The organism is Streptomyces megasporus (assembly GCF_000718985.1).
GTDB classification, from domain to species: domain Bacteria; phylum Actinomycetota; class Actinomycetes; order Streptomycetales; family Streptomycetaceae; genus Streptomyces; species Streptomyces megasporus.
Genome location: NZ_JODL01000017.1, coordinates 86,731 through 112,624, shown reverse-complemented (window position 1 = coordinate 112,624; position 25,894 = coordinate 86,731). Strand labels below are relative to the sequence as shown.

General features: G+C 72.3%; 21 protein-coding genes. 6 read left to right on the top strand and 15 right to left on the bottom strand.

What is annotated here, in order from left to right:
• The first annotated feature begins 299 nt into the window (after positions 1-299).
• The 3 genes from IF47_RS0116625 to IF47_RS27915 all read left to right on the top strand — a co-directional run bounded on the left by IF47_RS0116625 (position 300) and on the right by IF47_RS27915 (position 4,814).
• Positions 300-1,598 carry an aminoglycoside phosphotransferase family protein gene (locus tag IF47_RS0116625; protein ID WP_031509584.1) on the top strand — a complete coding sequence of 433 codons (1,299 nt, stop codon included), beginning with the start codon at positions 300-302 and terminating at the stop codon, positions 1,596-1,598.
• A 114-nt stretch (positions 1,599-1,712) separates the two neighbouring features.
• Positions 1,713-3,281, top strand: coding sequence for an alpha/beta hydrolase (locus tag IF47_RS0116620; RefSeq protein WP_051717785.1), 1,569 nt, complete (start codon positions 1,713-1,715; stop codon positions 3,279-3,281).
• Positions 3,282-3,311: 30 nt separating this feature from the next.
• Entirely contained in the window at positions 3,312-4,814 is a 1,503-nt protein-coding gene (locus IF47_RS27915; RefSeq protein ID WP_031509582.1) for an AAA family ATPase, read from the top strand.
• A 67-nt stretch (positions 4,815-4,881) separates the two neighbouring features.
• Here the strand turns inward: IF47_RS27915 and IF47_RS0116610 are convergent, their stop codons facing one another.
• The 11 genes from IF47_RS0116610 to recD2 all read right to left on the bottom strand — a co-directional run bounded on the left by IF47_RS0116610 (position 4,882) and on the right by recD2 (position 18,429).
• A complete protein-coding gene (locus tag IF47_RS0116610; RefSeq protein ID WP_031509581.1) occupies positions 4,882-5,850 on the bottom strand; it encodes an ABC-2 transporter permease in 969 nt (322 codons plus the stop codon).
• Positions 5,847-6,755 (bottom strand): ABC transporter ATP-binding protein, encoded by a 909-nt coding sequence (locus IF47_RS0116605; protein ID WP_031509580.1) that lies wholly within the window; start codon positions 6,753-6,755, stop codon positions 5,847-5,849. The genes IF47_RS0116610 and IF47_RS0116605 overlap by 4 nt, the downstream gene beginning before the upstream one ends.
• A 30-nt stretch (positions 6,756-6,785) precedes the next feature.
• Positions 6,786-7,163, bottom strand: coding sequence for a GntR family transcriptional regulator (locus IF47_RS0116600; protein ID WP_031509579.1), 378 nt, complete (start codon positions 7,161-7,163; stop codon positions 6,786-6,788).
• A 149-nt stretch (positions 7,164-7,312) separates the two neighbouring features.
• Positions 7,313-9,130 (bottom strand): ABC transporter ATP-binding protein, encoded by a 1,818-nt coding sequence (locus IF47_RS0116595; protein WP_051717784.1) that lies wholly within the window; start codon positions 9,128-9,130, stop codon positions 7,313-7,315.
• A complete protein-coding gene (locus IF47_RS0116590; protein ID WP_031509577.1) occupies positions 9,131-10,624 on the bottom strand; it encodes an alpha/beta hydrolase family protein in 1,494 nt (497 codons plus the stop codon).
• 55 nt (positions 10,625-10,679) lie between these two features.
• A complete protein-coding gene (locus IF47_RS0116585; RefSeq protein ID WP_031509576.1) occupies positions 10,680-11,492 on the bottom strand; it encodes a hypothetical protein in 813 nt (270 codons plus the stop codon).
• A 2-nt stretch (positions 11,493-11,494) separates the two neighbouring features.
• Positions 11,495-11,788: an actinodefensin-associated protein B gene (gene adfB, locus IF47_RS30750; RefSeq protein WP_031509575.1), complete on the bottom strand. Its 294-nt coding sequence runs from the start codon at positions 11,786-11,788 to the stop codon at positions 11,495-11,497.
• Positions 11,785-13,281, bottom strand: coding sequence for a hypothetical protein (locus tag IF47_RS0116575; RefSeq protein WP_031509574.1), 1,497 nt, complete (start codon positions 13,279-13,281; stop codon positions 11,785-11,787). Before IF47_RS0116575 ends, adfB begins: the two co-directional genes overlap by 4 nt.
• Positions 13,278-13,679, bottom strand: coding sequence for a lasso peptide biosynthesis protein (locus IF47_RS0116570; protein ID WP_106982576.1), 402 nt, complete (start codon positions 13,677-13,679; stop codon positions 13,278-13,280). Before IF47_RS0116570 ends, IF47_RS0116575 begins: the two co-directional genes overlap by 4 nt.
• A 1,099-nt stretch (positions 13,680-14,778) precedes the next feature.
• The gene (locus IF47_RS0116560; RefSeq protein WP_031509572.1) at positions 14,779-16,071 is read right to left on the bottom strand and encodes a citrate synthase; all 1,293 of its coding nucleotides are present in this window, start codon (positions 16,069-16,071) and stop codon (positions 14,779-14,781) included.
• A 132-nt stretch (positions 16,072-16,203) separates the two neighbouring features.
• On the bottom strand, positions 16,204-18,429 hold the full coding sequence (gene recD2, locus IF47_RS0116555; RefSeq protein WP_031509571.1) for an SF1B family DNA helicase RecD2: 2,226 nt from the start codon (positions 18,427-18,429) through the stop codon (positions 16,204-16,206).
• 424 nt (positions 18,430-18,853) lie between these two features.
• On the opposite strand from recD2, the gene IF47_RS0116550 reads away from it, so the two are divergent.
• The gene (locus IF47_RS0116550; RefSeq protein ID WP_031509570.1) at positions 18,854-19,069 is read left to right on the top strand and encodes a hypothetical protein; all 216 of its coding nucleotides are present in this window, start codon (positions 18,854-18,856) and stop codon (positions 19,067-19,069) included.
• 113 nt (positions 19,070-19,182) lie between these two features.
• Here the strand turns inward: IF47_RS0116550 and IF47_RS0116545 are convergent, their stop codons facing one another.
• The 3 genes from IF47_RS0116545 to IF47_RS0116535 are packed head-to-tail and all read right to left on the bottom strand — an operon-like array spanning position 19,183 to position 22,345.
• Positions 19,183-20,025 (bottom strand): sugar phosphate isomerase/epimerase family protein, encoded by an 843-nt coding sequence (locus tag IF47_RS0116545; RefSeq protein WP_031509569.1) that lies wholly within the window; start codon positions 20,023-20,025, stop codon positions 19,183-19,185.
• Positions 20,022-21,191, bottom strand: coding sequence for a dihydrodipicolinate synthase family protein (locus IF47_RS0116540; RefSeq protein ID WP_031509568.1), 1,170 nt, complete (start codon positions 21,189-21,191; stop codon positions 20,022-20,024). The genes IF47_RS0116545 and IF47_RS0116540 overlap by 4 nt, the downstream gene beginning before the upstream one ends.
• Complete coding sequence (locus IF47_RS0116535; RefSeq protein ID WP_031509567.1) at positions 21,188-22,345, bottom strand: Gfo/Idh/MocA family protein; 1,158 nt, start codon at positions 22,343-22,345, stop codon at positions 21,188-21,190. Before IF47_RS0116535 ends, IF47_RS0116540 begins: the two co-directional genes overlap by 4 nt.
• A 108-nt stretch (positions 22,346-22,453) precedes the next feature.
• On the opposite strand from IF47_RS0116535, the gene IF47_RS0116530 reads away from it, so the two are divergent.
• Positions 22,454-23,587, top strand: coding sequence for a LacI family DNA-binding transcriptional regulator (locus IF47_RS0116530; protein ID WP_031509566.1), 1,134 nt, complete (start codon positions 22,454-22,456; stop codon positions 23,585-23,587).
• A gap of 217 nt (positions 23,588-23,804) precedes the next feature.
• Here the strand turns inward: IF47_RS0116530 and IF47_RS0116525 are convergent, their stop codons facing one another.
• Positions 23,805-25,220, bottom strand: coding sequence for a S28 family serine protease (locus IF47_RS0116525; protein WP_031509565.1), 1,416 nt, complete (start codon positions 25,218-25,220; stop codon positions 23,805-23,807).
• Positions 25,221-25,360: 140 nt separating this feature from the next.
• On the opposite strand from IF47_RS0116525, the gene IF47_RS0116520 reads away from it, so the two are divergent.
• Positions 25,361-25,894 (top strand): NUDIX domain-containing protein, encoded by a 534-nt coding sequence (locus IF47_RS0116520; RefSeq protein WP_078591892.1) that lies wholly within the window; start codon positions 25,361-25,363, stop codon positions 25,892-25,894.

Genomic DNA, 25,894 nt, shown 5'->3' with positions numbered 1-25,894 from the left:
CAACGTGGCCGCCCTGCCGCTGGCCGCCGCCGGCCTGCTCAACCCGATGATCGCCGGCGCCGCGATGGCCTTCTCCTCGGTCTTCGTCGTCGGCAACAGTCTCCGCCTGCGCACCTTCGGCCGGACCGCGTCCAGCCGGCCCTAGGCAAAGCTGCCTACCGGCGTCCTTCCTCGGGCTCGCGACATTCGGGCAGGTCACGCCCCCTCGCCGCAGGGTCGTCGCACCGTTGACGCACAACAGAGGCCACACTAGCGTCCATTCATTGTCATATGAAAAGACAAAGTGCTTAGGGGGCCGTGTGAGAAAGTCCGCACCACGCCAGTTCGCGATCATCGCCCGCAGACGGAAGACCGCCACCGAAGTACTTCTCCTGGCCGGCCCGGACGGCTGGGCCCTTCCCCATCAGCTCAACTCCGGCCTCCACGACGTCCACGCCGACATCGCGGACCGGTTGGGCTTTTCCGTGGCGACGCTCGACTGCGTGGGCCAGGACCCACGGTTCTTCGTGCACGAGCCGGTGGACGAGCGGCCCCCCAAGGAAGGCCGCTGGTTCCGCGCGGAGGAGTTACCCGGAATCGCCCTGCCCGTTCCCGGGCAGCGGGCAGCGCTCCACCACTGGTTGGCGGAAGTGGTGGACGACGGCGCGGCGGGACGGCCGCCGTGGACCCGTCCGGGCTGGTACTCCTCGGCGGTTCAGTGGGCGCTGGAGGGACTGTCCGCCGCGGGTTCCCGGAGCACCGGGCGCCCGGAGCAGCCCGGGATGCGCGCCTGGTCCCGCCAGTTACGCCTGCCCGCCGCCCCTCGTGACCTCTACTTCAAGGCGTCGCCTCCGGTGTACGGCCACGAGGCCGCGGTCAGCCTCCTGCTCTCGGAGAGGTTCCCCACCGCCGTTCCCAGGGTTCTCGCCGTCGACACCCGGCAGAACTGGATGCTCACCGAGGACTTCGGCACGGTCTCCCACTCCTCGAGCCCGGCGGAGGCCGTCGACGCATACGCGCGGATGGTGCCGGAACTGGCGCGCATCCAGCGCGGCATGGCCGACCGGGCCGACGCGCTGCTCTCCGCGGGGTGCCCGGACCACCGGCTCAAGGTCCTCCCCGGCCTTTACGACGAACTCGTCTCCGGCACCGAGGGGCTGAGCGCTGCCGAGAGACGGCGGCTCGGCGGCTTCTCCGAGACCTTCCGGAGCCACTGCGCACAGCTTGCCGCGTTCGGGATACCGCAGACGATCGTGCACCTGGACATCTGGCGCGGCAACCACACCCTCACCAACGCGGGACCGCTGATCTTCGACTGGGCGGAGAGTGTGCTGGGGCACCCGTTCGTCTCTCTCGACGTCGTGCTGCGCGACCTGCGTTCTCTCGTGCCCGGCGACTCCGGCGCCGCGCGCCGGGTGACGAACGCCTACCTGGCGGCCTGGGACGGCGCCGCCGACGCCGGGCGGCTGGCCGAAGCCGTCCGCTTGGCTTCGTTCCCGGGCATCGTCAGCCGCGCCTTGCTGTGGCGGGACGCGCTCACCTGGCTCGGCGCCAACCGCGCCCGCCCCTACGCGGCCACGGTGGCAGCGCAGTTGCGTGAACTTCTCCCCGCCGCCTGACCTCCTTCCCCCTCTTCTGCCTTCGTCCCTCCCACGGCCCCGTGCGCGCGTGGCGCGGAGCCGCTCCCGGTCACCCTGCCTTCCTCATCGCCCTCCCAGCCAAGAGGAGCTTCCTTGGTCCGCGAGATCCTGTCCGTGCCGCGCCGCCTGTCGGCGTGCGCAACCGCCCTCCTCACCGCCGTCGTCTGGGGCGCCGCGAGTCCTCCCGCCTCCGCCGCCCCGCCGCCGGACACCGGGTCCGCGTCTCTCGGAATTCGCTGGCAGGACTGCCGGGAATTGACCGGAGCACCCGTGGACCCGGCGGTCGCCGACTGTTCGCGGTACCGCGTCCCACTGGACCACGCACACCCCTCCGCGGGCTCCATGGAGATCGTGGTGCTGCGCCGCAGGGCCACCGACCCGGACGACCGGAGGGGCGCGCTCTTCGTCAACCCGGGCGGTCCCGGCGCATCCGGCCTGCACACCGCCTACCGCGCCGAGCGCTTCCTCGACCCGGAGGTCCTGGCCCGGTACGACGTCATCGGCTTCGATCCGCGCGGTGTCAACCTGAGCGATCCGCTGAAGTGCTTCCGCAGCCAGGGCGAACATGACGACGCACTGAGGGGGGCGGTTCCCGTACCGGTGACCGCGGCGGAGATCGGGGGAACCACACGGGCGGCCGCCCGGCACTCGGCGGCCTGCGCCCGCAACGCCGGCCCGCTACTGCCGCACATGACCACCCTCCAGGCCGCCCGGGACATGGAGCGGTTGCGCGAGGCGATCGGGGAGCGGCGCATCGGCTTCGTGGGGTTCTCCTACGGCACCCTTTTGGGCGCCACATACGCCAACCTCTACCCGCACCGCGTCGACGCCATGGTCCTCGACGGCAACGTCGATCCCCGTCTACGCTCGCTTAGTGGTCCTGAGTACGACCGGCAGCGCGCCGTCGGCATGGAGATCGCGCTCGCCGAGTTCCTGCGCGACTGCGGCCGGGCCGGCACCGACTGCGCCTTCGGCTCGGGCAACCCCGGCCGGGCGTTCGACCGGATCCGCGAGCGGCTGCGGGGCGGCCCGCTGGGCCTGCCCGACGGCACCGTCGTGACCCTGAGCACCTTCACCGCGCAGGTCGCCAACGCGCTGGCCATCCCTTCCCGGCTCCCCGACCTTGCCCGCACGCTGGCCCTCCTGGAGTCGGCACCGCGCGTCGCGCACGCGGCCGGCACCGACCGCACCGCCGGGGCGGACGCACCGTACCGCGGGGACGACTCCGAGGATGCGTACAACTGCCTGGACAAGCCCTACCCTCCGGCCCCCGGCTCCTGGCCCGCACGAGCGGACCGCTGGGAGCGCCACGCGCCGACCTTCGGCCGGATGGTGGCCTTCGAGTCGACAGTCTGCGCCACCTGGCCGGTACGTGCCCGGGAGACCGACCGGTACACCGGGCCCTGGAACCGGCCGACCGACCGGCCAATCCTCGTGATCGGCAATCGCCACGACCCGGTCACGCAGTATCGATTCTCCAAACACATGACCGATCAGCTCGGGCGAGCCGAACTCGTGACCGTCGACATGATCGGTCACACGGCACTCGGCCTGAGCGACTGCGTCGACGCCATCACCACGGACTATCTGCTGGGAAGGGGAATCCCCCGACATGGGACCGTGTGCCGGCCAGACGACGAACCCTTCGGCAGCAGAGACTGACCCGACCGGACGAACGACCAAGGGGTAAGCGTGTCCGAGGAACTCCTGCCGTTACCCGCCCACCTGCTTCCGGACCCCGACGGGATCCACACCGAACGCGAACTGATCGCGGGGCTCCGGATGCTCAAGAATCGCACGGGGCTGACCTACCGCCAGTTGGAGAGCCGCGCCCGCCGCGCGGGGCACCACCTGCCCCGTTCCACCATCGCCTCCGTGCTCGCCCGCACCACTCTGCCGAGGGAGGAGTTCGTCACGACCCTCGTGCAGGCCTGCCGCCTGGACCCGGAGCCGTGGCGGAAGGCGTACTGCAGGGTCGCCCATCGGGACACGGCCCCCGGCTCCGGCTCCGGCGACCCTGCGGCCCGCCCATGGCAGATGCCCTACTGCCCGCCCGACCTGGTCGGCCACGAGGAGGAGCTCCGATCGGTCGCGAACTGGCTGACGGCACCCTACGCGCCATCGCCGGTCACCGTGATCACCGGCCCGCCGGGGGTCGGGAAGTCGGTCCTGGCGCTGCGCGCCATCAGACGCGCTGCGGCGCACTACCCCGACGGCCAGTTATACGTGGAGCTGCGCGGCGCGACGCCAGAGGCCGAACCGCTGCCCGTGGAGAGGATCGTCGGCAGGCTGCTGCGTGGCCTGGGCATACCCGCGGCCCAGTTGCCCGCCGACGCCTCGGAGCGCATGGCCCTGCTCCGCACCGTCCTGAGCGATCGCAAGGTCCTGGTCGTCCTGGACGGCGCCGCCTCTGCCGGGCAGGTGCGCTCCTTGATCCCGGCGCACGGGCACAGCGCGGTGCTGATCACCTCCCGCTCCGGCCTGGTCTCCCTCGACGGCTCCCGCCTTGTCCGACTGCGCCCCCTACCGCCGCCGGAGGCCGAGGCCGTACTGCGGCGACTGCTCGACGGCGAGCGCGCCACGCCGGGCCCGGAGACGCTGCGCAAACTTGCCTCGTACTGCGGGGGTCTGCCGCTCGCGCTCCGGGTGGCGGCCGCGCGGCTGAACGCCCGGACAGATCTGTCGGCCGGAGAATTCGTCCGCCAACTGGCGGACGAACGGCACCGCCTGAGCGCCCTGCGCGTGGACGACCTGGAGGTACGGGCCAGCCTCGCCGCCAGCTACCAGACCCTCGCCCGCGTCGACGACGCGGACCGCACCCTCACACGAGCCTTCCTGCTCTTCGGACAACCGGGCATGTCCAAGGTCCGCCCGACGACGGTGGCCGAGTCGCTGAGGATCCCGCGTGCGCGGGCCGAGTGGGCGGTCGAGTTGCTGCTGGATGGTCACCTGATCGAGAGCACCCCGTCGGGCCATTACCGCATGTACGACGTCCTCAGGTGCTTCGCCAGGGAGCAGGCCCGCACGGAACTCGCGGGAGGTGCCGTTCGGACCGGCCGGCCGCGCGGACTGCCCGGCGGTACCCGGGAGGGCCGGAGGATCGCGGAGGAGGTTTCCGGGTTCCCGGTGACGCCCTGGGCCGCGGCCTTCGCGGTCCAGGGCGCGTCCGGAGCTCCGGACCGCGGGGACGCGTAGTCTTCCGGCCCGCCCCGGCTCTCGTCCATGGCCATGGACGAGAGCCGGGGCGGGCCGGAAAACCGACTCACAGCACGCGGCGGCGCAGTGACCAGGCCCCGAGACCCAGGAGGCCGGCCGACAGCGCGAGGAAGATGCCACTCTCGACCGCTTGGAAGTCCCAGAACCGTCCAGCCGGGTGGTAATCGGCGCTCTGCGCCGCCACCCCCTGCCTACCCAGGCAGCTCTGGATGGTCTCTGTGCCGTCACAGCCGGAGGGATCGAAGGAGATCTCCCGCCCCTCCCTGTCGTAGTACGTCGACCCGACCCGCCAGGCGTCGTCGGGGATCCAGCTGGTCCCGCCGCGCTCGCTCTCCCCGGTACTCTGGGCGACCGTCCCGGTGATCCGCTCCGCCGCGAAGTAGTGCGGCCGGACCCCGCCGCCGACCCCGACCAGGACGACGAGGTAGATCCCCAGCGTAATCGCCATGGCGGCGAGGGTGTTCCGGAACAGCAAGCCCGCGGTCACCCCGACGGCGAAGGCCAGGACGGTGTAAGCGGCGAGCACCGGGCCCTGGGTCTCGAAACCGGGAGTCATCATCGGGCCGCGCGTCACGTGGTTCAGCGGTTTCAGGGCCCAGACGCCGACCAGTCCGAGGATCAGCATGAGCAGGGCCACCGGGGCGCCGCCCACGAGCAACTTCACGGCCCACCAGCGGCCCCGGCCGACGGACTGGGTGAGCCCGAAGACATGGGTGCCCTGCTCGAACTCGCGGGCGAACAGGGGTGCCCCGGCGAACATCCCCAGTAGCACTGGCAGGCACAGCAGCACCATCGGGATGATCGAGACGTACGTCCTGTACTCCTCGCTCAGCGCGGCCATCGCGCCGCGCGTACAGGGCGCGTCGCCGATCCGGAGGCAGCCCGCGATGCCGCGGTCCTGCATGAAGGCGACGGCGTCGGCCCGGTGGTAGAGCATCACCGCGCCCACCGCCACGACGAGCAGAGTGGTGACGAGGAGTTGGAGGCGCTGCTGGCGCCAGGCGACCCAGATCATGCGACCGCCACCTCCGTCGCCGCGCTCCTGTCCCCCGCCTTCCGCGAGGACCGCAGATGGGCCAACGCCAACTCTTCCAGAGTCGGTTCGTGTGCCTCCCAGCCCGGCAGCCCGGCCGGGGCCGCGCCCCGGATCAGGACGGTGGCCTGGCGCTGGGTGCTGCGGGCCTCCACGACGATCTCGTCGGGGAAGCCACCCTCCGCACCCTGGCTCGGCCCGATCATCAACCGGTGGCCGGCGACCAGGTCCTCGACGTCCCCGGCCAGCCGCATCCGGCCGCCGGCGAGGAGCAGCAGATGGTCGCAGATGCCCTCCAGGTCGGCAAGGACGTGCGAGGAGAGCAGGACGGTCATCCCGGTCTCGGCGACCTCCTGCATCAGGGCTTGCATCACCTCCTCGCGGGCGAGCGGATCCAGGTCCGCCAACGGCTCGTCCAGCACGATCAATTCGGGCCGCCGGCCGAGGGCCATCGCGAGTGCGACGCGGGTGCGCTGCCCGCCGGAGAGGGTGGAGATCCTGGCTCCGAGCGGAACCCCGGCGGCGTCGACCAGGCTACGCGCGTACGCCCGGTCCCACTCTTGGTTGAGGGCACGACCGGCCCGCAGCATCTCCTCGACGGTGAACCGGCGATAGAGCGGCTTGTCCTGGGCGAGGAAAGCTAAACGGGGGTGGGCCCCGCCCCTCCCCGGCTCCTCACCCAGGACCCGGATTGCCCCAGTAGTGGGAGTCAGCAGGCCGGTGGCCAGTGCCATGAGCGTGCTCTTGCCGGCCCCGTTGGGGCCGACCAGCGCGGACACCCGCCCGCGCGGCAGTTCGAAAGTGCAGTCCTGAAGCGCCCAGCCGCGCTTGTAGCGCTTGCCCAGCCCCTCCGCCGCCAGTGCGGCACTGCCCTCGGTCGTACTCAACCGGTCACGCTCCTTCGTGCGCTCATGTGCTCAGTACTGCGTGTCGATGACGGCCTTGACCAGCGCTTCGACGTCGTCGCGGGTCAGCCCCTCGGCCCGCGCGGCCGCCATCCACGCCTCGAGGTCGCGGCGCAGCGGGGAGTCCGCCGCCGCCGCCGGACTGGCCAGGGACCGCCGGACGAACGTTCCAAGGCCCGGCCGCGGCTCGACCAGCCCCTCACGCTCGAGTTCCCGGTAGGCCTTGAGCACCGTGTTCGGATTCACCGCCGTGGCGGCAACCACCTCCCTGGCCGTGGGGAGCCGGTCCCCCGCCTCCAGCAGGCCGAGCCGCAGCGCGTGCTTGACCTGGTGGACCAGTTGTAGGTAGGTGGCCACCCCGGAGCGACGGTCGATCCGGAACTCGATCACCCAACACCCTTTCACTAATCAGTTAGTGAAAGCATGATGAAACAATCCGAGAGGGGGTGTCAAGCGGTGCGGGACGTATGTGTCCCGGATTCGTCCTCCGGGCCTCCGCGGGCCGGTCCTGTTCCCCGGCCGCCGCCGGGGAACAGGACCTACACCTCCTGGTACGCCTCGGCCTGCAGCCGGAACAGCCGGGCGTAGGTGCCGTCCCGGGCCATGAGTTCCTCGTGACCGCCCTGCTCGATGACCCGGCCGGCGTCCAGGACGTAGATCCGGTCGGCTTCGCGGACATTGGCGAAGCGGTGCGAGATGAGCAGCACCGCGCGCTCGGCGAACAGTTCGCGGATACGGCCAAAAAGGTCGGCCTCGGCCTGCGGATCGAGCGAGGCGGCGGGTTCGTCGAGGATCACGAACGGGGAGTCCCGGTAGAAGGCCCTGGCCAGGGCGAGGCGCTGCCACTGCCCGAGCGACAGGTCGGTGCCGCCCGTGAACTCCTTGCTCAGCACGGTCTCGTAGCCGTCCCCCAGCCGGGCGAGGAAGCCATGGGCCCCGGCCCGCTCGGCGGCCCGTACAGCGCGGGCCCGGTCGGGCGGGGTCTCCGGGCGACCGAACGTGATGTTGTCGACGGCCGGGAGCTTGTAGCGCACGAAGTCCTGGAACACCACGGCGCTCGCCGCGCGCAGCCGCTCCGGCCCGGGGTCCGTGTCCTCCCCGTACACCAGCCGCCCGCTGTCCGGCCGGTAGAGCCCGGCCAGGATCTTGGCGAGGGTGGTCTTGCCCGATCCGTTGGCTCCGACCAGGGCCACGATCTCCCCCGCCCGCACCCTGACGGTGACGTCCCGCAGGGCGCGGACGGGGGAGCCGGGATAGCCGAAGGCGACGGACTCCGCGCTCAGGGAGGTGAACTCCGGGGCGGGCGCGGGGAGCCGGTCGGCGGCGGGCTCCTCCATGTCCGTGGCGGCGAAGCCCCGCAGGTCCTTCAGATACAGGACCGACTCACCGAGGCCGTTGAGCAGGGCGCCGATCATCTGCATCCGCAGCGAGAGCTGCCACAGGCCCACCAGGGCCGCGAGCGCGGTCGGCAGCCCGACCCGGCCGGCCGCCACCAGCCACCACATCGCACCGATGACCACGGCCGTCGTCAAGTCGCCCGCCAGCCGCGCCGTGATCTTGCGTCGGACGTGGACCCGGTGCATGGCCTGGACCTGCTCGATCTCCTGGCCGTACCGCGCCGTCCAGCGCCGCCGGAGCATCCCGCCCAGGCCCAGCGCGCGGATCTCCTTCGCCTCGTCGCGGCCCGTCAGCAGCCGCTCCAAGTACTGGCGGGCCCGCCGGTTCTCGGACAGCGAGCGGTGCAGGTCGTAGCCCGCGCTGCGCTCGTCGCGGGCCGCCTTGAGGGTGGGCAGGACGGCGAGCAGAGCGAACGGCAAAAGCCACCACGCCAGGACGGCGAACACCGTGGTGACCGCGGCCACGGTCAGGACGGCCTGCAGGCCCGTGGCCAGCGCCGTCACCACCATCGCCGGCTGTGCGCGCGAGGCGAACACCGCACGCTGCAGCCGGTCGTGGTAGGCCGGGTGCTCGAACTCCGGGAGTTCCGCCCGCCCGGCGGCCCGCAGCACCATGTCGAGGGCGAACCGGTCCACCTTGACCGCGAGCACCCGCTGCCGCGCGCCCGCGACGGCCCTCAGGACGCCGGCGCCCGTACCGAGCGCCACCAGACCGGCCAGGACGGCGATCAGCCATTCGTTCTGCGTGGCCCGGGCCCCGCCGCCGCCCGGCGCGACGGCTCCGCCGATCGCGTACCGGACCAGCAGCAGGACCGTCACCAGGCCGACGGCCGAGACGGACTGGGCGAGGAGCACTTGGAGCAGACTGCGCCGGTCGGCCCGCCACGCCAGCCGCATCGCGAACAGCGCGCATCCCGTCAGCTCCCGCATGGACACCGAAGCGCTCCGGTCACCGGTCATTCAGTTCGCCTCCAGCTTCTCCAGCCAGGCGTGGTGCTCCCCGGCCACGGTGGCGAGGGCCTCACGCGACCGGAAGGTGTGTCCCTCCTGCGGCAGCAGCACCAGCCGGGCGGTTCCGCCGGTGGCGACGACTCCCCGGTACAGCTCGACGGCCTGGTCCGGGGTGGTGGCCGGGTTCGTGTCCTCGGCGCCGTGCAGGATGAGCACCGGACGGTCGAGCCGGTCCGCGAAGTGCAGTGCGCTGAAGGCCCGGTAGATCTCCGGCGCGGTCCACAGCGAGCGCCGTTCGTAGTGGAAGCCGGTCGGGGTGAGGGTCCGGTTGTAGCAGCCGCTGTGGGCGATCCCTCCCGCCGGCGAGGGCAGGTGGGCCAGCGCGTACAGCGCGAGCGTCGCGCCGAAGCTGTGTCCTCCGACGGCGACCGTGCTGCCGCGGGTGTCCAGGATCTCCAGGGCGGTGGCCACCGCACCGGTGATCTGGCCGTGCAGCAGGTCCGGTGTCGCGTCGTCCGGCCAGTGCAGCGGCAGGTCGAGTACTGCGGTGCGGTGTCCGGCCGCCGCAAGGAAGTGCGGCACCCCGGGCGACGGGGTCTCGCCTCGGCGCAGCGCCCGTATCCACAGCAGCAGCGGGCCGGAGCCGCCGGGCGGAACCATGAGCCGGGCGTCGGCGAAGCCGGTGGCGACGGGGTGGACGGTGTCGGGGCCGGGAGACGGCCACGCCGGGGACGCCCCGGTGGCCGGGCCCGGCTCCGCCGAGGCGCGCGACGCGTCCGGAGCGGACACGGTGGCCGGGCGCAGCCGCCCCGGTTCCGCCGGGCGCAGCAGCGAGACGCTCCACGACAGTCCGTGCTCGTCCGGGCCGGTGCCCGTCGGGTCGACGTGCCCGACCAACAGGGCACCGTCCACAGCGGCCAGCGAGCGGACCAGCAGGGGCGGGCCCAGCACCTTCACCGTGCCGTCCGCCGAGTCGAGCAGTGCCGGACGGGTGCCCGCGGCGCGCCGGAGTTCCTCCAGGCCGGGCTCGAAGGAGACGAACCCCGGCCCCGTGGCTTCGAAGGCCGCGGCCCGCCAGGCCGGCGGCTCCGCGGCGGGCTCGTGCCGGGGTGCCGGGACCAGCAGCGCGAGCCGGCCGTCATCGAGCCAGACGATCGGGGGGCGGCCCGGCTCGGTGAGACCGGTGGCGGCGGTCACGTCCTCGTACAACCGCACCGTCCGGGCCGCCAGGTCGGCGATCCACGGGTGAGCCCGGTGGCCACGCACCGCGAGTCCTGCCGCCAGGGGCTGCCGCGGATGCCAGGCGAGGGGGACGGACAGGACGTCGGCCAGTGGAAGTTCCCAGCCGTCGTCCGGTCGCCGCGCCGTGAAGAACTCCACGCGTCTGGGCCGCGCCCGGCCCGGTACGGCCCCGGCCAGGGCTGGGTCGAGCACGAGGGAGCGCCAGTGGACGGGAGAGGGGTGCCGCTCGGTGACGGACGGGTGGGCGGGAACGGTCACCATGGCCCAGGTCCGTCCATCCGGAGCCGCGTCCCGGCGTTTCCAGCAGCGTTCGAGGTCAGTGGGCACGGCTGTCCACCGGAGTGCTCGCGAGGGTGATGCCGTCGATCAGCCCCTTGACGGCGCCGATGCCGGAGGCCGGGGCACACACCGGTTCTCCGGCGGCGTCGAGGCCGGTCGCGCACGGCACGCCGAGCCCTTGGAGGGAACCCGGCAGTTCGGCCTCCTTCGCCACGGTGACCATGGTGACGGCGGCCAACCGTTCGGGCTCTCCTGCAGCCAGGAGGTGCTTGAGCGAACGGCAGGACGGGCAGTCGTCGGCAACGTACAGCCGTACCCCCCTGATCTGCTCCGCGCACGGCGGGACGTGCAGCCGGGCCGCCTCGCGGCGCCGGTCGACCACCAGCAGGACGGTGAGGGTGACGCCGGCCGCCGCTGCGGTGGCCACCGCGCGTGGCAGGGGCCACGCGCCCGCGTCGGACAGGGTGAGCACGGCCGCCGCGAGGGCGGCGGCAGCCGCGTTCGCACCGATGTGGACACGACCCACGGCAGCCAGGCGCGCGAGCCCGAAGCAGGCACACTTCTGCCCCCGGGAGCGTACGGCGACGACGGTGAGCACGGCGTAGGTCAGGAGGGCGATGGCGGCCGCCCAGCGGACGGGCAGCACCACCACGGCGACGGTCGCGGCGACTTCACCCGCGCCGACCGCTCGGGGGCCGGTCGGCGCGGCCAGGGGACCCGAGCGGATGGGCCAGGACAGCTTCTCCGGGGCGGTAACGAGCTTGGCCGCGCCCGCGACGGCGAGCGGTCCCGCAGTGGCGGCGAGAGCGAGATCCGGCAGCCGGTCGCTCAGGACGGACAGGGCGGACATGGTCAGGAACTCCGATCCGGTACGAGCCAGCCGGCTGCGATCATCCGTGCGGTGAAGAGGGCCACGCCCGCCCCGGCCTCGGGCGGTGGGACGCCGACGCCGAGCAGCCGGTCGACCACCGCCGCGTCGCGTTCTCCGCACTCGGCCACGGCCAGGCTGCGGCCGTCGGCCAGGACGGCGCCGCCGAACGGCAGGGGGGTCAGGGTGATGGACGGGCCGAGCCGCAGCGGTGTACCGGGCGGCGGCAGCGGGTCGAGCCGGGGCGAGGGCTGCGGTGCGGATGGTTCGGCGGTCATGAGCGCTCCCTCAGCCAGCGGTCCAGCCACACCAGGCGCAGCAGGGGCAGAGCGTGGGACGAGATGTCGCGCCCCTCGCGCAGGCCGGCCGCGACGAGCCGCGGCTCGACCAGCCCCAGATCGCCCAGGGCGCACTCGCGTTCGAGCTCGGACACGATCTTCCTGCGTTCCCGGTGCAGGTGGGCCGCCGCCGCCAGCCGCAGCCAGTGACCGGGGGAGGCCGTCCGCAGCCCCGTGACGCCCGCGGCGGCGACCGCGCGGCGGAGCGGCAGGTGGTTCTCGAAGACACCGCGGCGGATCCGACCCAGCCTGCGGGCCGGCAGGGCGGCCGCGGCGGCAAGCACCCCGGTGTCCAGGGCGGGCAGAAAAGCGCCGGCCGTGCCGCGCTCCTCCAGCCCTCCGATGATCCGGCCGATCACCGGTTTCGCTGCGTCGAGCCGATCCTGCCAAACCGCCATCGAGCCGCGGTGGGTCGTCTCATACGCCTGCTTCCCCTCTGCGGTGAGCCAGGGGAGTTTGCTGCCCCCCGTCGGCGACGGAGGCGGCGGCGCGCCCAACTGCTGCGCGTCGGGGCCGCTGCCGCCAGTGTCACGGCGCCCCGGGGTGTAGACGACCCGGTTGTCGAGCAGTTCGAGCGCCTCGCCGAGCGTGCCGAGCGTGCCGGAGATGTGGAACGGCTCGCAGCCCAGCAGCCGCCACGCCCTCGTCCCGCGCGGTACGTCGGGCAGTTTGACGGAGACGAGGGACTCCAGCAGCGCCCCGGTGACGAGCGGCAGCCCGGCCGCTCCGGCCAAGGCCCCATGCAGTCGGCCCGGCACTTCGAAGTCGGGCAGCGGCGGCAGCGGTTCGGTGCCGCTGACGGTGTGATGGTCGAGCAACTCGTGGAGGTCCAGCGCCACCCGGCGTGGCGTGCCTCCCGGCACGGGCGCCGGCGGCTGCCGAGTGCCCGGCAGGCCGAGATCAGCGTGCACCAGGTGTACGCGGTGGCCCGCGGCCACCGCGAGCACGGCCAGGAACGCGGAGGCGAGGCCGCCGCTGTAGGCGAGGACGTACTCGTCGCCCGCCGAGGCCAGCGCCCGCGTCACCGCCCGCGCCAGGCTGCCCTCCACCGGCGGGAGCTCGCACTGTCCCTGAGTGACGGTCACGCCGTCCGCGTCCACCCGAATCCGCGTCCCTGGTGTCAGCCTGCGCACCCCGGGCAGCGGTGTGGAGTCCGGCGGCGCGGCCTGCCCGTGCACCATGGCCAGGAGCGCGCCGGGCTCGGGGGTCGGGCGCGCGCCCGCGGGCAGGAAGGCGGTCGGGTCCCCACCCCACTCCAGCCGCCCGTAGCCCACCCGGAAGTAGCAGGGCCGGGTCTCCGGACGGAGGCGGCTCAGCTCGAAGGAGCGGTCCGTGCGCTCGACGTTCGCCCCCAGTGCGGCGGCGGGCTCGTCCGGTTCCGTGCAGCGCAGTACGCCGCCGGACATCTCGACCACACCCAGCACGGCGCTCACCCCTCCGCCGATCTGTGCACCTCGATGTACTCCTCCCGGACGGGCAGCGAGGTGCTCACCACCTGCCCGTCGCACTCCACCCAGGCGTAGAAGCCCGCGAACGACGAGGCGGGAACGATTTCCCGGCCGAGGTGGAACGTGGCGGGCAGGCCGACTCCGCGCAGGCCCGCCGTGAGGTAGAGAGCGTCCTCGACGGGGTCGAGGAAACCGGTCGTGAGCCGCTGCGCGATTCGCAGCCGAACGACGGCCCGGGCCACGGCCCGCGGAGTCGGCCGTCGGTTGCCGCGCCTGGCCGGCCACCGGTCGAGCTGGTAGATGCCGCCGCCGGCACGCGCCGCCGCCAAGAAGGTGGCCGCCTCGCGCGCGGAGCGTGGCAGTGCGAGCAATCCTGTCGCCATGCGTCCCCGATTTTCCGTTTCCCGGTTCCTCGTTCATCGCGGAAGGAATTCCGCGGGCGGAATCCGCCGGGCCGCCGGCGCTGGCCCGCGCCGCTGTCCGACGGATTCCGCTTTTCTCATTTCATGGAACCGCGGTGGCTGAAAATCCGTCGCCCGCGGTTCACGGCAGGGGCGCTCACGCGTAGCGGCAGGTCCACCACTCGCAGATGAGGCTGACCGACTCGTTGCAGCAGTCCGAGTCGAACCAGCAGCTGTAACCGGCCATACGGCACTCCTCGGCAACCGCGGTGGGCTCTGAGTAGAGGTGCTGCTGCAGGCCGTTCCCGGACAGTTGCGAGGCAATCGATGTCACTGGCACGGTGTTTCCCCTTTTTCCGGTGAGAATGGCGCCGCGGACCGGTACCGGTGACGCGGTACGCCCTTTACGACTCTGGAAACGCTAGCCAGTCCGGGACCCCTGCGGAACAGCGCGAGACCCGGAATCCCGTCCGGGACAGAACGGGACAGCGGAACAGCGGGATTCTGGAACCGGAACTCCGGTGGTTTTCGGATTCGGCCCGGTGTGGTGGACGGCCGTCCAGGGGCGGCGGTCCCGCGAGAAAGGGGGGCTCAGCGCCGGGGATCCCGGTCGGAGGCCCGGGGTCGGGCCGCATAACAGAGAGCGCCCCACGACGGGTCCCCCCACGGGCCCGCCACAGGGCGCTCTCCTTCTCCCGGTCATGGACTCCCCCCACGGGATCCTGGCCGGGTGTCTGCCGGGCGACGTACGGGCGAGAGGGCCGCTCAAGCTCCCCCGAGGCACGTCGCCTCCGCGGACCACCGTCTCCGTCCCCCACAGACGAACACGGCGGGCGGCGGCGGCTCCGCCGGAGTACCGACCGCCACCCCGTTAGACACACGAGGGCCCCGGATGGTTACCCCTTTACCTGTGTGACCTACGTCACTTTTTCTTCACGGTTCCTCCGCACTTCGGGGTGCGGTCGTCCCCGAGGACGCGCGGAGGCCCCGCTCCGGACACGTGTGCGAAGCGGGGCCCACGGCGTCTCGCCCCGCGTGCCGCGCGGGACGTCGATCCGCTTGGTCGATCCGTCGAGTCGCGTCAGTCGCGCTTCTCCAGCGGGACGTAGTCACGCTGGACGACGCCGGTGTAGACCTGGCGCGGGCGGCCGATGCGGGAACCCGGCTCCTTGATCATCTCGTGCCACTGGGCGATCCAGCCCGGCAGGCGGCCCAGCGCGAACAGCACGGTGAACATGGTGGTCGGGAAGCCCATGGCCCGGTAGATCAGGCCGGTGTAGAAGTCGACGTTCGGGTAGAGGTTGCGCTCGACGAAGTAGTCGTCGGCCAGCGCGTGCTCCTCCAGCTTCAGCGCGATGTCCAGCAGCTCGTCGGACTTGCCGAGCGCCGAGAGGACGTCGTGCGCCGCGGCCTTGATGATCTTCGCCCGCGGGTCGAAGCTCTTGTAGACGCGGTGGCCGAAGCCCATCAGCCGGACGCCGTCCTCCTTGTTCTTCACCCGGCGGATGAAGGAGTCGACGTCGCCGCCCTCGGCCCGGATGCGCTCCAGCATCTCCAGCACCGCCTGGTTGGCGCCGCCGTGCAGCGGGCCCCACAGGGCGCTGATGCCCGCGGAGATGGAGGCGAACATGTTCGCCTGGGAGGAGCCGACCAGGCGCACGGTGGAGGTCGAGCAGTTCTGCTCGTGGTCGGCGTGGAGGATGAGGAGCTTGTCCAGCGCGTCGACCACGACCGGGTTCAGCTCGTACTCCTCCGCCGGGACCGCGAAGGTCATGCGGAGGAAGTTCTCCACGTAGCCCAGGTCGTTGCGCGGGTACACCACCGGGTGGCCCACCGACTTCTTGTAGGCGTAGGCCGCGATGGTGGGCAGCTTGGCCAGCAGGCGGATGGTGGAGAGATGACGCTGCTCGTCGTCGAACGGGTTGTGGCTGTCCTGGTAGAAGGTGGACAGCGCGCTGACCACGGAGGACAGCATCGCCATCGGGTGCGCGTCACGGGGGAAACCGTCGTAGAACCGCTTGACGTCCTCGTGCAGCAGGGTGTGCTGGGTGATCTCGTTCCGGAACCCGTCCAACTGGTCGGCGGTGGGCAGCTCTCCGTAGATCAGCAGATACGCCGTCTCGAGGAACGTGCCGTGCTCGGCAAGCTGCTCGATCGGGTAGCCGCGGTAGCGGAGGATGCCTTTCTCGCCGTCGAGGAAGGTGATCGCCGATTTGTATGCGGCGGTGTTGCCGTAACCGGAGTCCAGGGTCACCAGACCGGTCTGGGCGCGCAGCTTGGAGATGTCGAACCCACCGTTACCGACGGTGCTGTTCACCAGCGGGAAGCTGTACTCGCCGTCCCCGTACCGCAGTACTACAGAGTTGTCGCTCACGTCATCCCTCACCGACGTAGTGCCTCTTCTTCGAGTGCCCTGTCCTCTTCCCACTGTCTCCCATCCGGCGCCGTGCGGTGCACTCGGGGTCGATCAGCGGGACCGTGGATGGCACGGAGTGCCTCCGGAAAGCTACGCGGGGTGTGGCGTGCCGCGCAATCGATGGTCCAGAGCGGTACAGCGGCGTCCCGCGGACACCGTCCGTACGGCCTGCCCCAGAGCCCTTCGGGAGCCCACCAGCACCACGAGGCGTTTCGCCCTCGTCACGGCCGTGTAGAGCAGATTGCGCTGCAGCATCATCCAGGCCCCGGTGGTGACCGGGACGACCACCGCCGGATACTCGCTGCCCTGCGAGCGGTGGATGGTCACCGCGTAGGCGTGCGCGAGCTCGTCCAGTTCGTCGAAGTCGTACGGGACCTCCTCGTCCTCGTCCGTCCGCACGGTCAGCCGCTGTTCCTCCGGGCTCAGGGACGTGACCACGCCCACCGTGCCGTTGAAGACCCCGTTGGCTCCCTTCTCGTAGTTGTTGCGAATCTGAGTCACCTTGTCGCCCACCCGGAAAACCCGTCCGCCGAATCGCTTTTCCGGAAGGTCCGGACGGGCGGGGGTGACGGCCTGCTGGAGCAGGCCGTTCAGGTTGCCCGCGCCGGCCGGGCCGCGGTGCATCGGGGTGAGCACCTGAACGTCACGGCGCGGGTCGAGGCCGAACTTCGCGGGGATGCGCCGGGTCGCCACGTCGACGGTCAGCCGCCCGGCCTCCTCGGTGTCCTCCTCCACGAAGAGGAAGAAGTCCGACAGACCCCGGGTGATCGGCGGGACCCCGGAGTTGATGCGGTGCGCGTTGGTCACCACGCCGGACTGCTGGGCCTGCCGGAAGATCCGCGTCAGCCGCACCGCCGGGACGGGGCCGCCCTCGGCCAGCAGATCCCGCAGCACCTCCCCCGCGCCCACCGACGGCAACTGGTCCACGTCCCCCACCAGCAGCAGGTGGGCGCCCGGCGGCACGGCCTTGATCAGTTTGTTGGCGAGCAGCAGGTCGAGCATCGACGCCTCGTCGACCACCACCAGGTCGGCGTCCAGCGGGCGGTCCTGGTCGTACGCGGCGTCCCCGCCGGGCTTGAGCTCCAGCAGCCGGTGGACCGTGGAGGCCTCGGCTCCGGTCAGCTCCGACAGCCGTTTGGCCGCCCGTCCGGTGGGCGCGGCCAGCACCACCTTCGCCCGCTTGGCCCGCGCCAGCTCCACCACGGACCGCACGGTGAAGGACTTGCCGCAGCCGGGGCCGCCGGTGAGCACCGCGACCTTCTCGGTCAGCGCCAACCGCACCGCGGCCTCCTGCTCGGGGGCCAGTTCGGCGCCGGTGCGCTTCGCCAGCCAGGACAGGACCACCTCCCAGTCCACGTCGCGGAAGGCCGGCAGACGGTCCTCCTCGGCCCGTAGCAGCCGCCTCAGCCGGCCCGCCAGGGAGAGCTCGGCCCGGTGGAAGGGCACCAGATAGACCGCCGTGACCGTCTCCGCCGGGTTCTGCGGGTCGGGGACGGGCTCGCGCACGACGCCCTCCTCCTCGCCCGCCAGCTCGTGCAGGCAGTCGATGACCAGACCGGTGTCCACCTGGAGCAGCTTCACGGTGTCGGCGATCAGCCGCTCCTCCGGCAGGTAGCAGTGCCCCTGGTCGGCGGATTGCGAGAGCGCGTACTGCAGCCCGGCCTTGACCCGGTCGGGGCTGTCGTGCGGAATGCCGACGGCCCTCGCGATGCGGTCGGCGGTGAGGAAGCCGATGCCCCACACGTCGGCGGCCAGCCGGTAGGGCTGGTTCTTCACCACCGAGATCGAGGCGTCGCCGTACTTCTTGTAGATGCGCACCGCGATCGAGGTGGAGACGCCCACGCCCTGGAGGAAGACCATCACCTCCTTGATGGCCTTCTGCTCCTCCCAGGCGGCGCCGATCAGCTTGGTGCGCTTGGGCCCGAGCCCGGGCACCTCGATCAGCCTCTCGGGCGTGTTCTCGATGACCTCCAGCGTCTCCAGGCCGAAGTGGTCCACGATCCGCTCGGCGATCTTCGGTCCGATGCCCTTGATCAGTCCGGAGCCCAGGTAGCGCCGGATGCCCTGGACGGTGGCGGGCAGCACCGTCGTGTAGTTCTCCACGTGGAACTGGCGACCGTACTGGGGATGGGAGCCCCACCGGCCCTCCATCCGCAGCGACTCCCCGACCTGCGCGCCGAGCAGCGAGCCGACGACGGTGAGGAGTTCGCCGCCGGCGCGCCCCGCGTCGACGCGGGCCACCGTGTAACCGTTCTCCTCGTTGGCGTAGGTGATGCGTTCGAGGACTCCCTCGAGCACGGCGGGTTGGAAGGACATGTCACAGACGGTAACGCCGGCCGCCGACAACCGGGGATCGGGTGGTGGGGACGGCGGGCGTCGAAGCGGCGCCGGAATCCCGTCGGCATCTCGCCGGAAGCCCGTCGGAAGCTTACGAGGGGTCCGGCCGCGGCCGGACCCCTCGTGTCCCCCCGTCGGCCCTCTCACCCCCCCGGTGCGGCCGACACCAGCTATGACCCACGAGGCTCCGGAAGGGTTGCACGGCGGAACATGATTTTTTTCGCGGATTCCTCCGGCGGACTCCCGACCGGCTCCCGACCGGCTCCCGACCGGTTCCCGACGGGCTCGCGCGCACCGGGTCGGCCCGCGCCTTCCGGGTGGATTCGGCGATCGCCTGGGTACTCGGGAAGCGCTGCGAGACCGACCGTCCCCAGCGGACCGGAACCACAGAAGGAGGCGGCGCATGAGCGGGTGGACTCCATCCCAGGCCGAGGGTGAGCGGGACGACGACGAGGGCGTCGACCAGTCCCGCGGACTGAGCGAGCGGCACTCCGCCGAGAAGGCCGCCGAGGAGGCCGGGAAGGCCAAGGAGCGCGGCGGTCGGGCCGCCACGCCCTCCCAGGCCGAGGGCGACCGGAAGGACGCGGAGGGGGCCGAGCAGGACCGCGGCGAACGGTGACGCCGCCGTCGCCTCCCGGTGCGCGGGAGGCGACGGCGGCGGGCCGACGCGGACCGGGCGCGACATGTCCACCGCGTCGGCGGTTCGGGACGCCCCGAGGGGCGCGCGGGCGGCTACAACACGTGGGCGCGGAAGCGTTCCACCGTCTCCGCCAGGGCCTCGCGGCCGTCGCGGGCCCACAGCGCCTCGTTGAAGATCTCCACCTCGGTCCAGCCCGTGTATCCGGCCGCGGTCACCAGGTCCCGCCACGTCCGGAAGTCGATCGAGCCGTCCCCGAGCTGTCCGCGGCCCAGCAGGACGCCGGCCGGGAGCGGGGTGCACCAGTCCGCTACCTGGAAGGCGGCGATCCGGCCGCTCTCGCCGGCCCGGGCGATCTGCTCGGGCGCCCGGTCGTCCCACCAGATGTGGTAGGTGTCCACGACCACGCCGACCCGATCGGCCGGGAACCGTTCGGCCAGGTCGAGGGCTTGGCCGAGGGTGGAGACCACGCAGCGGTCCGAGGCGAACATCGGGTGCAGCGGCTCGATGGCCAGCCGCACTCCGCGCTCGGCCGCGTAGGGGGCCAATTCGGCCAGCGCGTCGGCGATCCGCTCACGGGCGCCGGACAGGTCGCGGTCGCCGGCCGGCAGACCGCCGGAGACCAGGACCAGGGTGTCGGTGCCGATCCCGGCGGCCTCGTCGATCGCCGCCCGGTTGTCGTCGAGCGCCTTGCTCCGCTCGGCGGGGTCGACGGCGGTGAGGAAACCGCCGCGGCACAGGCTGGTGACCGTCAGACCCGCGTCCCGCACCAGCCGGGCCGTGGCGTCCACCCCGTACCTCCGGACGGGCTCCCGCCACAGGCCGACGCCGGCGACGCCCAGCTCGCCGCACGCCTCGGCCAGCTCGGGCAGGGAGAGCTGCTTGACGGTCTCCTGGTTGATGGAGAAGCGGGCCGGGGCCTCGATGGTCGTGCTCATGCCGTCACCCCGTACACCGCCAGCAGGTTCCGCATCCGGGTCTCGGCCAGGGCCGGGTCGGGGAACAGCCCGAGGGAGTCGGCCAGCTCGTACGCCCGCGCCAGGTGGGGCAGCGAACGCGCGGACTGGAGACCGCCGACCATGGCGAAGTGGTCCTGGTGTCCGGCCAGCCAGGCCAGGAACACCACACCGGTCTTGTAGTAGCGGGTGGGCGCCTGGAACAGGTGGCGGGAGAGTTCGACGGTGGGGTCCAGCAGCTTGCGGAAGCCCGCCGGGTCGCCGGTGTCCAGCACCCGCACGGCCTCGGCGGCCAGCGGGCCCAGCGGGTCGAAGATGCCCAGCAGGGCGTGGCTGAAGCGCCCTCCCGCCGCGGGCTCGTCGCCCGCGATCAGCTCGGGGTAGTTGAAGTCGTCGCCGGTGTAGCAGCGCACGCCGTTGGGGAGGCGGCGCCGCAGGTCGACCTCGCGTCCCGCGTCCAGCAGCGAGATCTTGACGCCGTCGACCTTGTCGGGGTTCTCGGCGATGACGGCGAGGAAGGTCTCGGTGGCGGCGTCCAGGTCCTTGCTGCCCCAGTAGCCGGTGAGCGCCGGGTCGAACATCGGGCCGAGCCAGTGCAGGATCACCGGCTCGGACGCCTGGCGCAGCAGCTTGCCGTAGAGCTCGACGTACTCCTCGGGCCCCCGGGCCAGGGCGGCCAGGGCGCGGGAGGCCATCACGATGGCCTGGGCGCCGGCCTCCTCCACCACGGCGAGCTGTTCCTCGTAGGCGGCGCGGATCTCGTCCAGGGAGCCGGCCGGTCCGGTGAGCTGGTCGGTGCCGACGCCGCAGGCGATGCGCCCGCCGCAGGCGGCGGCCTCGGCGGCCGAGCGGCGGATCAGTTCGGCGGCGGCGTTCCAGTCCAGGCCCATGCCGCGCTGGGCGGTGTCCATGGCCTCGGCGACGCCGAGCCCGTGGGACCACAGGTGGCGGCGGAAGGCGAGCGTGGCGTCCCAGTCCACGACGGCCGGGCCGTCGGGCGTGGCGTCGGCGAAGGGGTCGGCGACGACGTGGGCGGCGGAGAACACCGTGCGGGAGACCAGCGGCGGGCCCCCGGGAGCGGGGATCGCGGGCTCGGTGCGGGGGGTGTACTCGCGCAGGGCGCCGGAGAGGTCGGGAAGGCGGATCACAGGCTCAGCTCCGGAACGTCGAGACGGCGGCCCTCGGCGGCCGAGGCCAGGCCCAGCTCGGCGAGCTGGACGCCACGGGCACCGGCCAGCAGGTCCCAGGTGTACGGCTCGTCCAGCGCGACGTGGCGCAGGAACAGCTCCCACTGGGCCTTGAACCCGTTGTCGAACTCCTCGTTGTCCGGCACCTCCTGCCACTGGTCGCGGAAGGACTCGGTGACCGGCAGATCCGGGTTCCACACCGGCTTGGGGGTGACCGAGCGGTGCTGGACGCGGCAGGTGCGCAGGCCCGCGACGGCCGAGCCCTCGGTGCCGTCGACCTGGAACTCCACCAGCTCGTCGCGGTTGACGCGCACGGCCCAGGAGGAGTTGATCTGGGCGACGATGCCGCCGTCGAGCTGGAAGACGCCGTACGCGGCGTCGTCGGCGGTCGCCTCGTAGGGCTTGCCCTGCTCGTCCCAGCGCTGCGGGATGTGGGTGGCGGTGACGGCCTGGACGGTGCGCACCGGGCCGAACAGCTCGTGCAGCACGTATTCCCAGTGCGGGAACATGTCGACGACGATGCCGCCGCCGTCCTCGGCGCGGTAGTTCCACGAGGGGCGCTGCGCCTGCTGCCAGTCGCCCTCGAAGACCCAGTAGCCGAACTCGCCGCGGACGGAGAGGATCCGGCCGAAGAAGCCGCCGTCGATCAATCGCTTGAGCTTGAGCAGACCCGGCAGAAAGAGCTTGTCCTGCACGACGCCGTGCTTGACGCCCGCGTCGCGGGCGAGTCGAGCCAGTTCCAGGGCGCCCTCCAGGCCGGTGGCGGTGGGCTTCTCGGTGTAGATGTGCTTGCCCGCCGCGATGGCCTTGCGGATGGCGGCCTCGCGCGCGGAGGTGACCTGGGCGTCGAAGTAGACGTCGATGCTCTCGTCGGCCAGGACGGCGTCGAGGTCGCAGCTCACGGCCGCGGGGTCGAGGCCGTGGCGCTCGGCCAGGGCCTTCAGCGCGTGCTCGCGGCGGCCGACGAGGACCGGCTCGGGCCACAGCACGTCGCCGTCGCCCAGGTCCAGCCCTCCCTGCTCGCGGATGGCGAGGATGGAACGGACCAGGTGCTGGCGGTACCCCATCCGGCCGGTGACGCCGTTCATGGCGATCCGTACGACCCTGCGTGTCATGAGCGTTTCCCTCTCGCTTTAGAAAGCGCTTTCTATCCCAGGGCAAGCTAGCCTGCCCACAGCACCCAGGACAAGCCCCGCAGACAAGAACCGCACCGGAGGACGGATATGGCAGTGACGCTGGCGGATGTGGCGGCCCGAGCCGGAGTCTCGGCCGCCACCGTCTCGCGCGTACTCAGCGGCAACTACCCGGTGGCCGGGGCCACCCGGAGCCGGGTCCTGCGCGCGGTGGAGGAGTTGGAGTACGTCGTCAACGGGCCGGCCAGCGCCCTGGCCGCCGCGACCTCCGACCTCGTCGGCGTCCTCGTCAACGACATCGCCGACCCGTTCTTCGGCATCATGGCAAGCGCGGTCCAGTCGGAGATGGAGCCGGAGAAGGCGGGCGGGAAACTGGCCGTCGTGTGCAACACCGGCGGCTCCCCCGAGCGCGAACTGACCTACCTCACGCTCCTCCAGCGCCAGCGCGCCGCCGCCGTCGTCCTCACCGGCAGCGCGGTGGAGGACGAGAAGCACACCGCCGCCCTGGCCGCCCGGTTGCGCAGGCTCTCCGAGGCCGGCACCCGGATCGTGCTGTGCGGCAGGCCGCCGCTGCCGGAGGACGCCGTGTCCGGGCGGGGGGACGCGCTCCGCTCCGGGACGGCCGGCAGGGACGCCGACGGGACCGGCGCCGAGGACGAGTCCACCGCGCCCATCACCGTGGCCTTCGACAACCGCGGCGGCGCCCGCCGGCTGACCGAACACCTCCTCGCCCTCGGCCACCGCCGCATCGGCTACGTCGCCGGACCGGTCGAGCGCACCACCACCCGGCACCGGCTGGAGGGCCACCGGACGGCGCTGGCCGACCACGACCCGGCGCTGCTCGCCGACGCCGAGCGCCTCACCGTGCACGGCGCCTACGACCGCTCCTCCGGCTACGACGGCGCCCTGGAACTGCTGCGTCGCGCACCGGACCTGACGGCCGTCCTGGCCGCCAACGACACCGTCGCCCTCGGCGTCTGCGCCGCCCTGCGCGACCAGGGCCTGCGCATCCCCGAGGACGTCTCCGTGGCCGGCTTCGACGACCTGCCGTTCAGCGCGGACGCCGCCCCCGCCCTGACCACCGTCCGCATCCCGCTCCACGAGGCCGGCGCCCGCGCCGGACGACTGGCGCTGGGCCGTGAGTCGGCGCCTCCCGGCGGTGTGGCGACCGTCCGCACCGAACTGATGGCCCGCGCCTCCACCGCGCCCCCGCGCGCCGACTGACGCCGCGCGCAAGGGAGTTGCCGACGCGCTGCCTTGGGACACCGAGGCCCCGTTCCTGTCGCTGCCGAGGGCGGGCGGCTTCTCGCCGTTCGCCGACGGCGGCGGACTGCCGTTCGTCTTCCACCCGCGCGCCCGAACGCGCCCCGAACGCGCCGGTGGGCGGGGCCGGGCTTCTCCGGCCCCGCCCACCGTCCGCTCGGATCGGTCCGCGCCCCCCTTACGGGCGCATCATCCGCCGGTCGAGCTTCTCCGCCGTGTCGAGCTTCGCGTCGTACGGCGCGAGCGGCGCCGCCTCGCGCTTCGCCGACGCCTCGGCGTCCAGGCCCGCCCACCTCAGCAGGGCGGCGGTGGCGACGGCCCGGTCGTCCTTCTCCAGCGCGGCGATGTTCGCGCCGTGGTTGGCGCCCGGCGCGACGAAGACGTGCGAGTCCTCGGTGCCGCGGCCCGGCCGGAAGGGCTCCGCGCCCCACGGGTCGTTCTCGCCGTAGACGAACAGCATCCGCTCGGCGTCCTTGCGCACCCACTTGTCGATGTCGCGCATGGCCTTCTTGTCGAAGCTCATCGGAATGTCGCGCGGCACGTAGGAACGGGGCTCGTAGATGCCCGGGTGGCGCAGCAGCCCGTCCAGGTGCGGGGTGGCGAACGTCGGCGAGCCCAACTGGGTGCCGGCCTGGTAGTAGTACGGCGTGTAGTACTCCAGGCCCTGGTCGGTGTAGAAGGCGAAGCCGGAGGTCTCGTCGACGAAGTCGTACAGCGTGTCGGTGCTCGCGCTCGCCGGGGGGACCTCGTCGCAGTCGGCCTCGGAGCCGTACTGCCACCAGGCCCACACCAGGTCCAGGGCGACGTTCTCGAAGGCCTTGTCGGCGCTGCCGACGACCTCGAAGGTGTTGCCCTCCTCCTTCGCCCACGCCTCGTAGCGGGCCACGATCTCGTCGCGGCGCACGAAGACCTCGCGCTGGACGGCGTTCAGCCGCTCGCGGCACTCCTCGGTGGAGACGCCGGCGAAGAACTCGTCGTAGGCCGAGTCCTCCTTGTCGTTCACGTCGTTGGGCGCGACGTAGGCGACCGTGCCGTCCATGTCGTCCGGGTAGAAGCGGCGGTAGTAGGTGGCCGTCATGCCGCCCTTGCTGCCGCCCGTGGAGATCCACTCCTCGTCGTAGATCCGGTGCAGGGCGCGGAAGATCCGGTGCTGGTCACTGGCGGCCTGCCAGATGTCGAGCTTGGACCAGTCGGCGGGTTCCGGGCGCGAGGGGGTGAAGAACCGGTACTCCATGGAGACCTGGTTGCCGTCGGTGATCCGCGTCGGCTCGCTGCGCGCCGGGTTGGTGTTCAGGCCGTAGCCGGAGGTGTGGAAGACGGTGGGGCGGTCGTCACCCTTGTGGAGCACCGTCAGGCGCTGTTTGAAGGTGCCCTTCCCGGGCTTGCGGTGGTCGATCGGCTGACGGTAGTTCAGCACGAAGAAGCGGTATCCCTCGACCGGCTTCTCCTCGATCAGGCTCATCCCCGGTATCGCGAGGATGCGGTCCTTGATGTCGGGCTCGGCCGCGGTGGCGGTCCCCGCCGACACGCCGCCGGCGCCGGTGGTGCCGATCAGCACCAGCGACGTCAACAGCGCTCTGAGCGCCTTGCGCATGTGCCCTCCCCTGGGCTCGTCCACGAACGCCGCGAACCTATCCGGCGCACCGCGCGCCCCGCCAGACCCCATTGGGCTCACGCGCGTCTCGGCGGATTCCCCTGTGTCGCCCACGGGTCGGCGGGCGTACGCTCACCGCCGTGACGGACACCGAGACGAACACCGGGACGAACACCGGGACAGGGGCGGCCGGGGACGACGGGCCGCCCCCGCTGCTCCGCGGAGCGCAGGGGCTGGATCTGCTGGGCTTCCACCGGGAGCCCGAGGAGGCGCGTTTCGACGACGCCCCGGTGGGCTACGCGGTGGTGGCCCTGTGGCGCCGGGGACGACTGCTGATGGTGCGGGTGCGCGGACGCGACTGCTGGGAGCTGCCCGGCGGCGGCATCGAGGAGGGGGAGACGCCCCGCCAGGCGGCCGTGCGGGAGCTCCGAGAGGAGACGGGCCAGGTGGTGGAGCCGGGGCTGCTGCGGTTCGCCGGCTTCGCCAGGACCGTGCTCGGGCCGAAGCGCCGCCTGCTGTACGGCGCCCTGTTCACCGCCGAGGTGGACGAGGCACTGCCGTTCGCGCCCAACGAGGAGATCGCCGCGATCCACTGGCGGGACGGCGACGAGCCGCTGGAGGGCGGCGTGGTGCAGACGGTGGACGAATATCTGGCTGCGCTCTGCCGCCCCTGA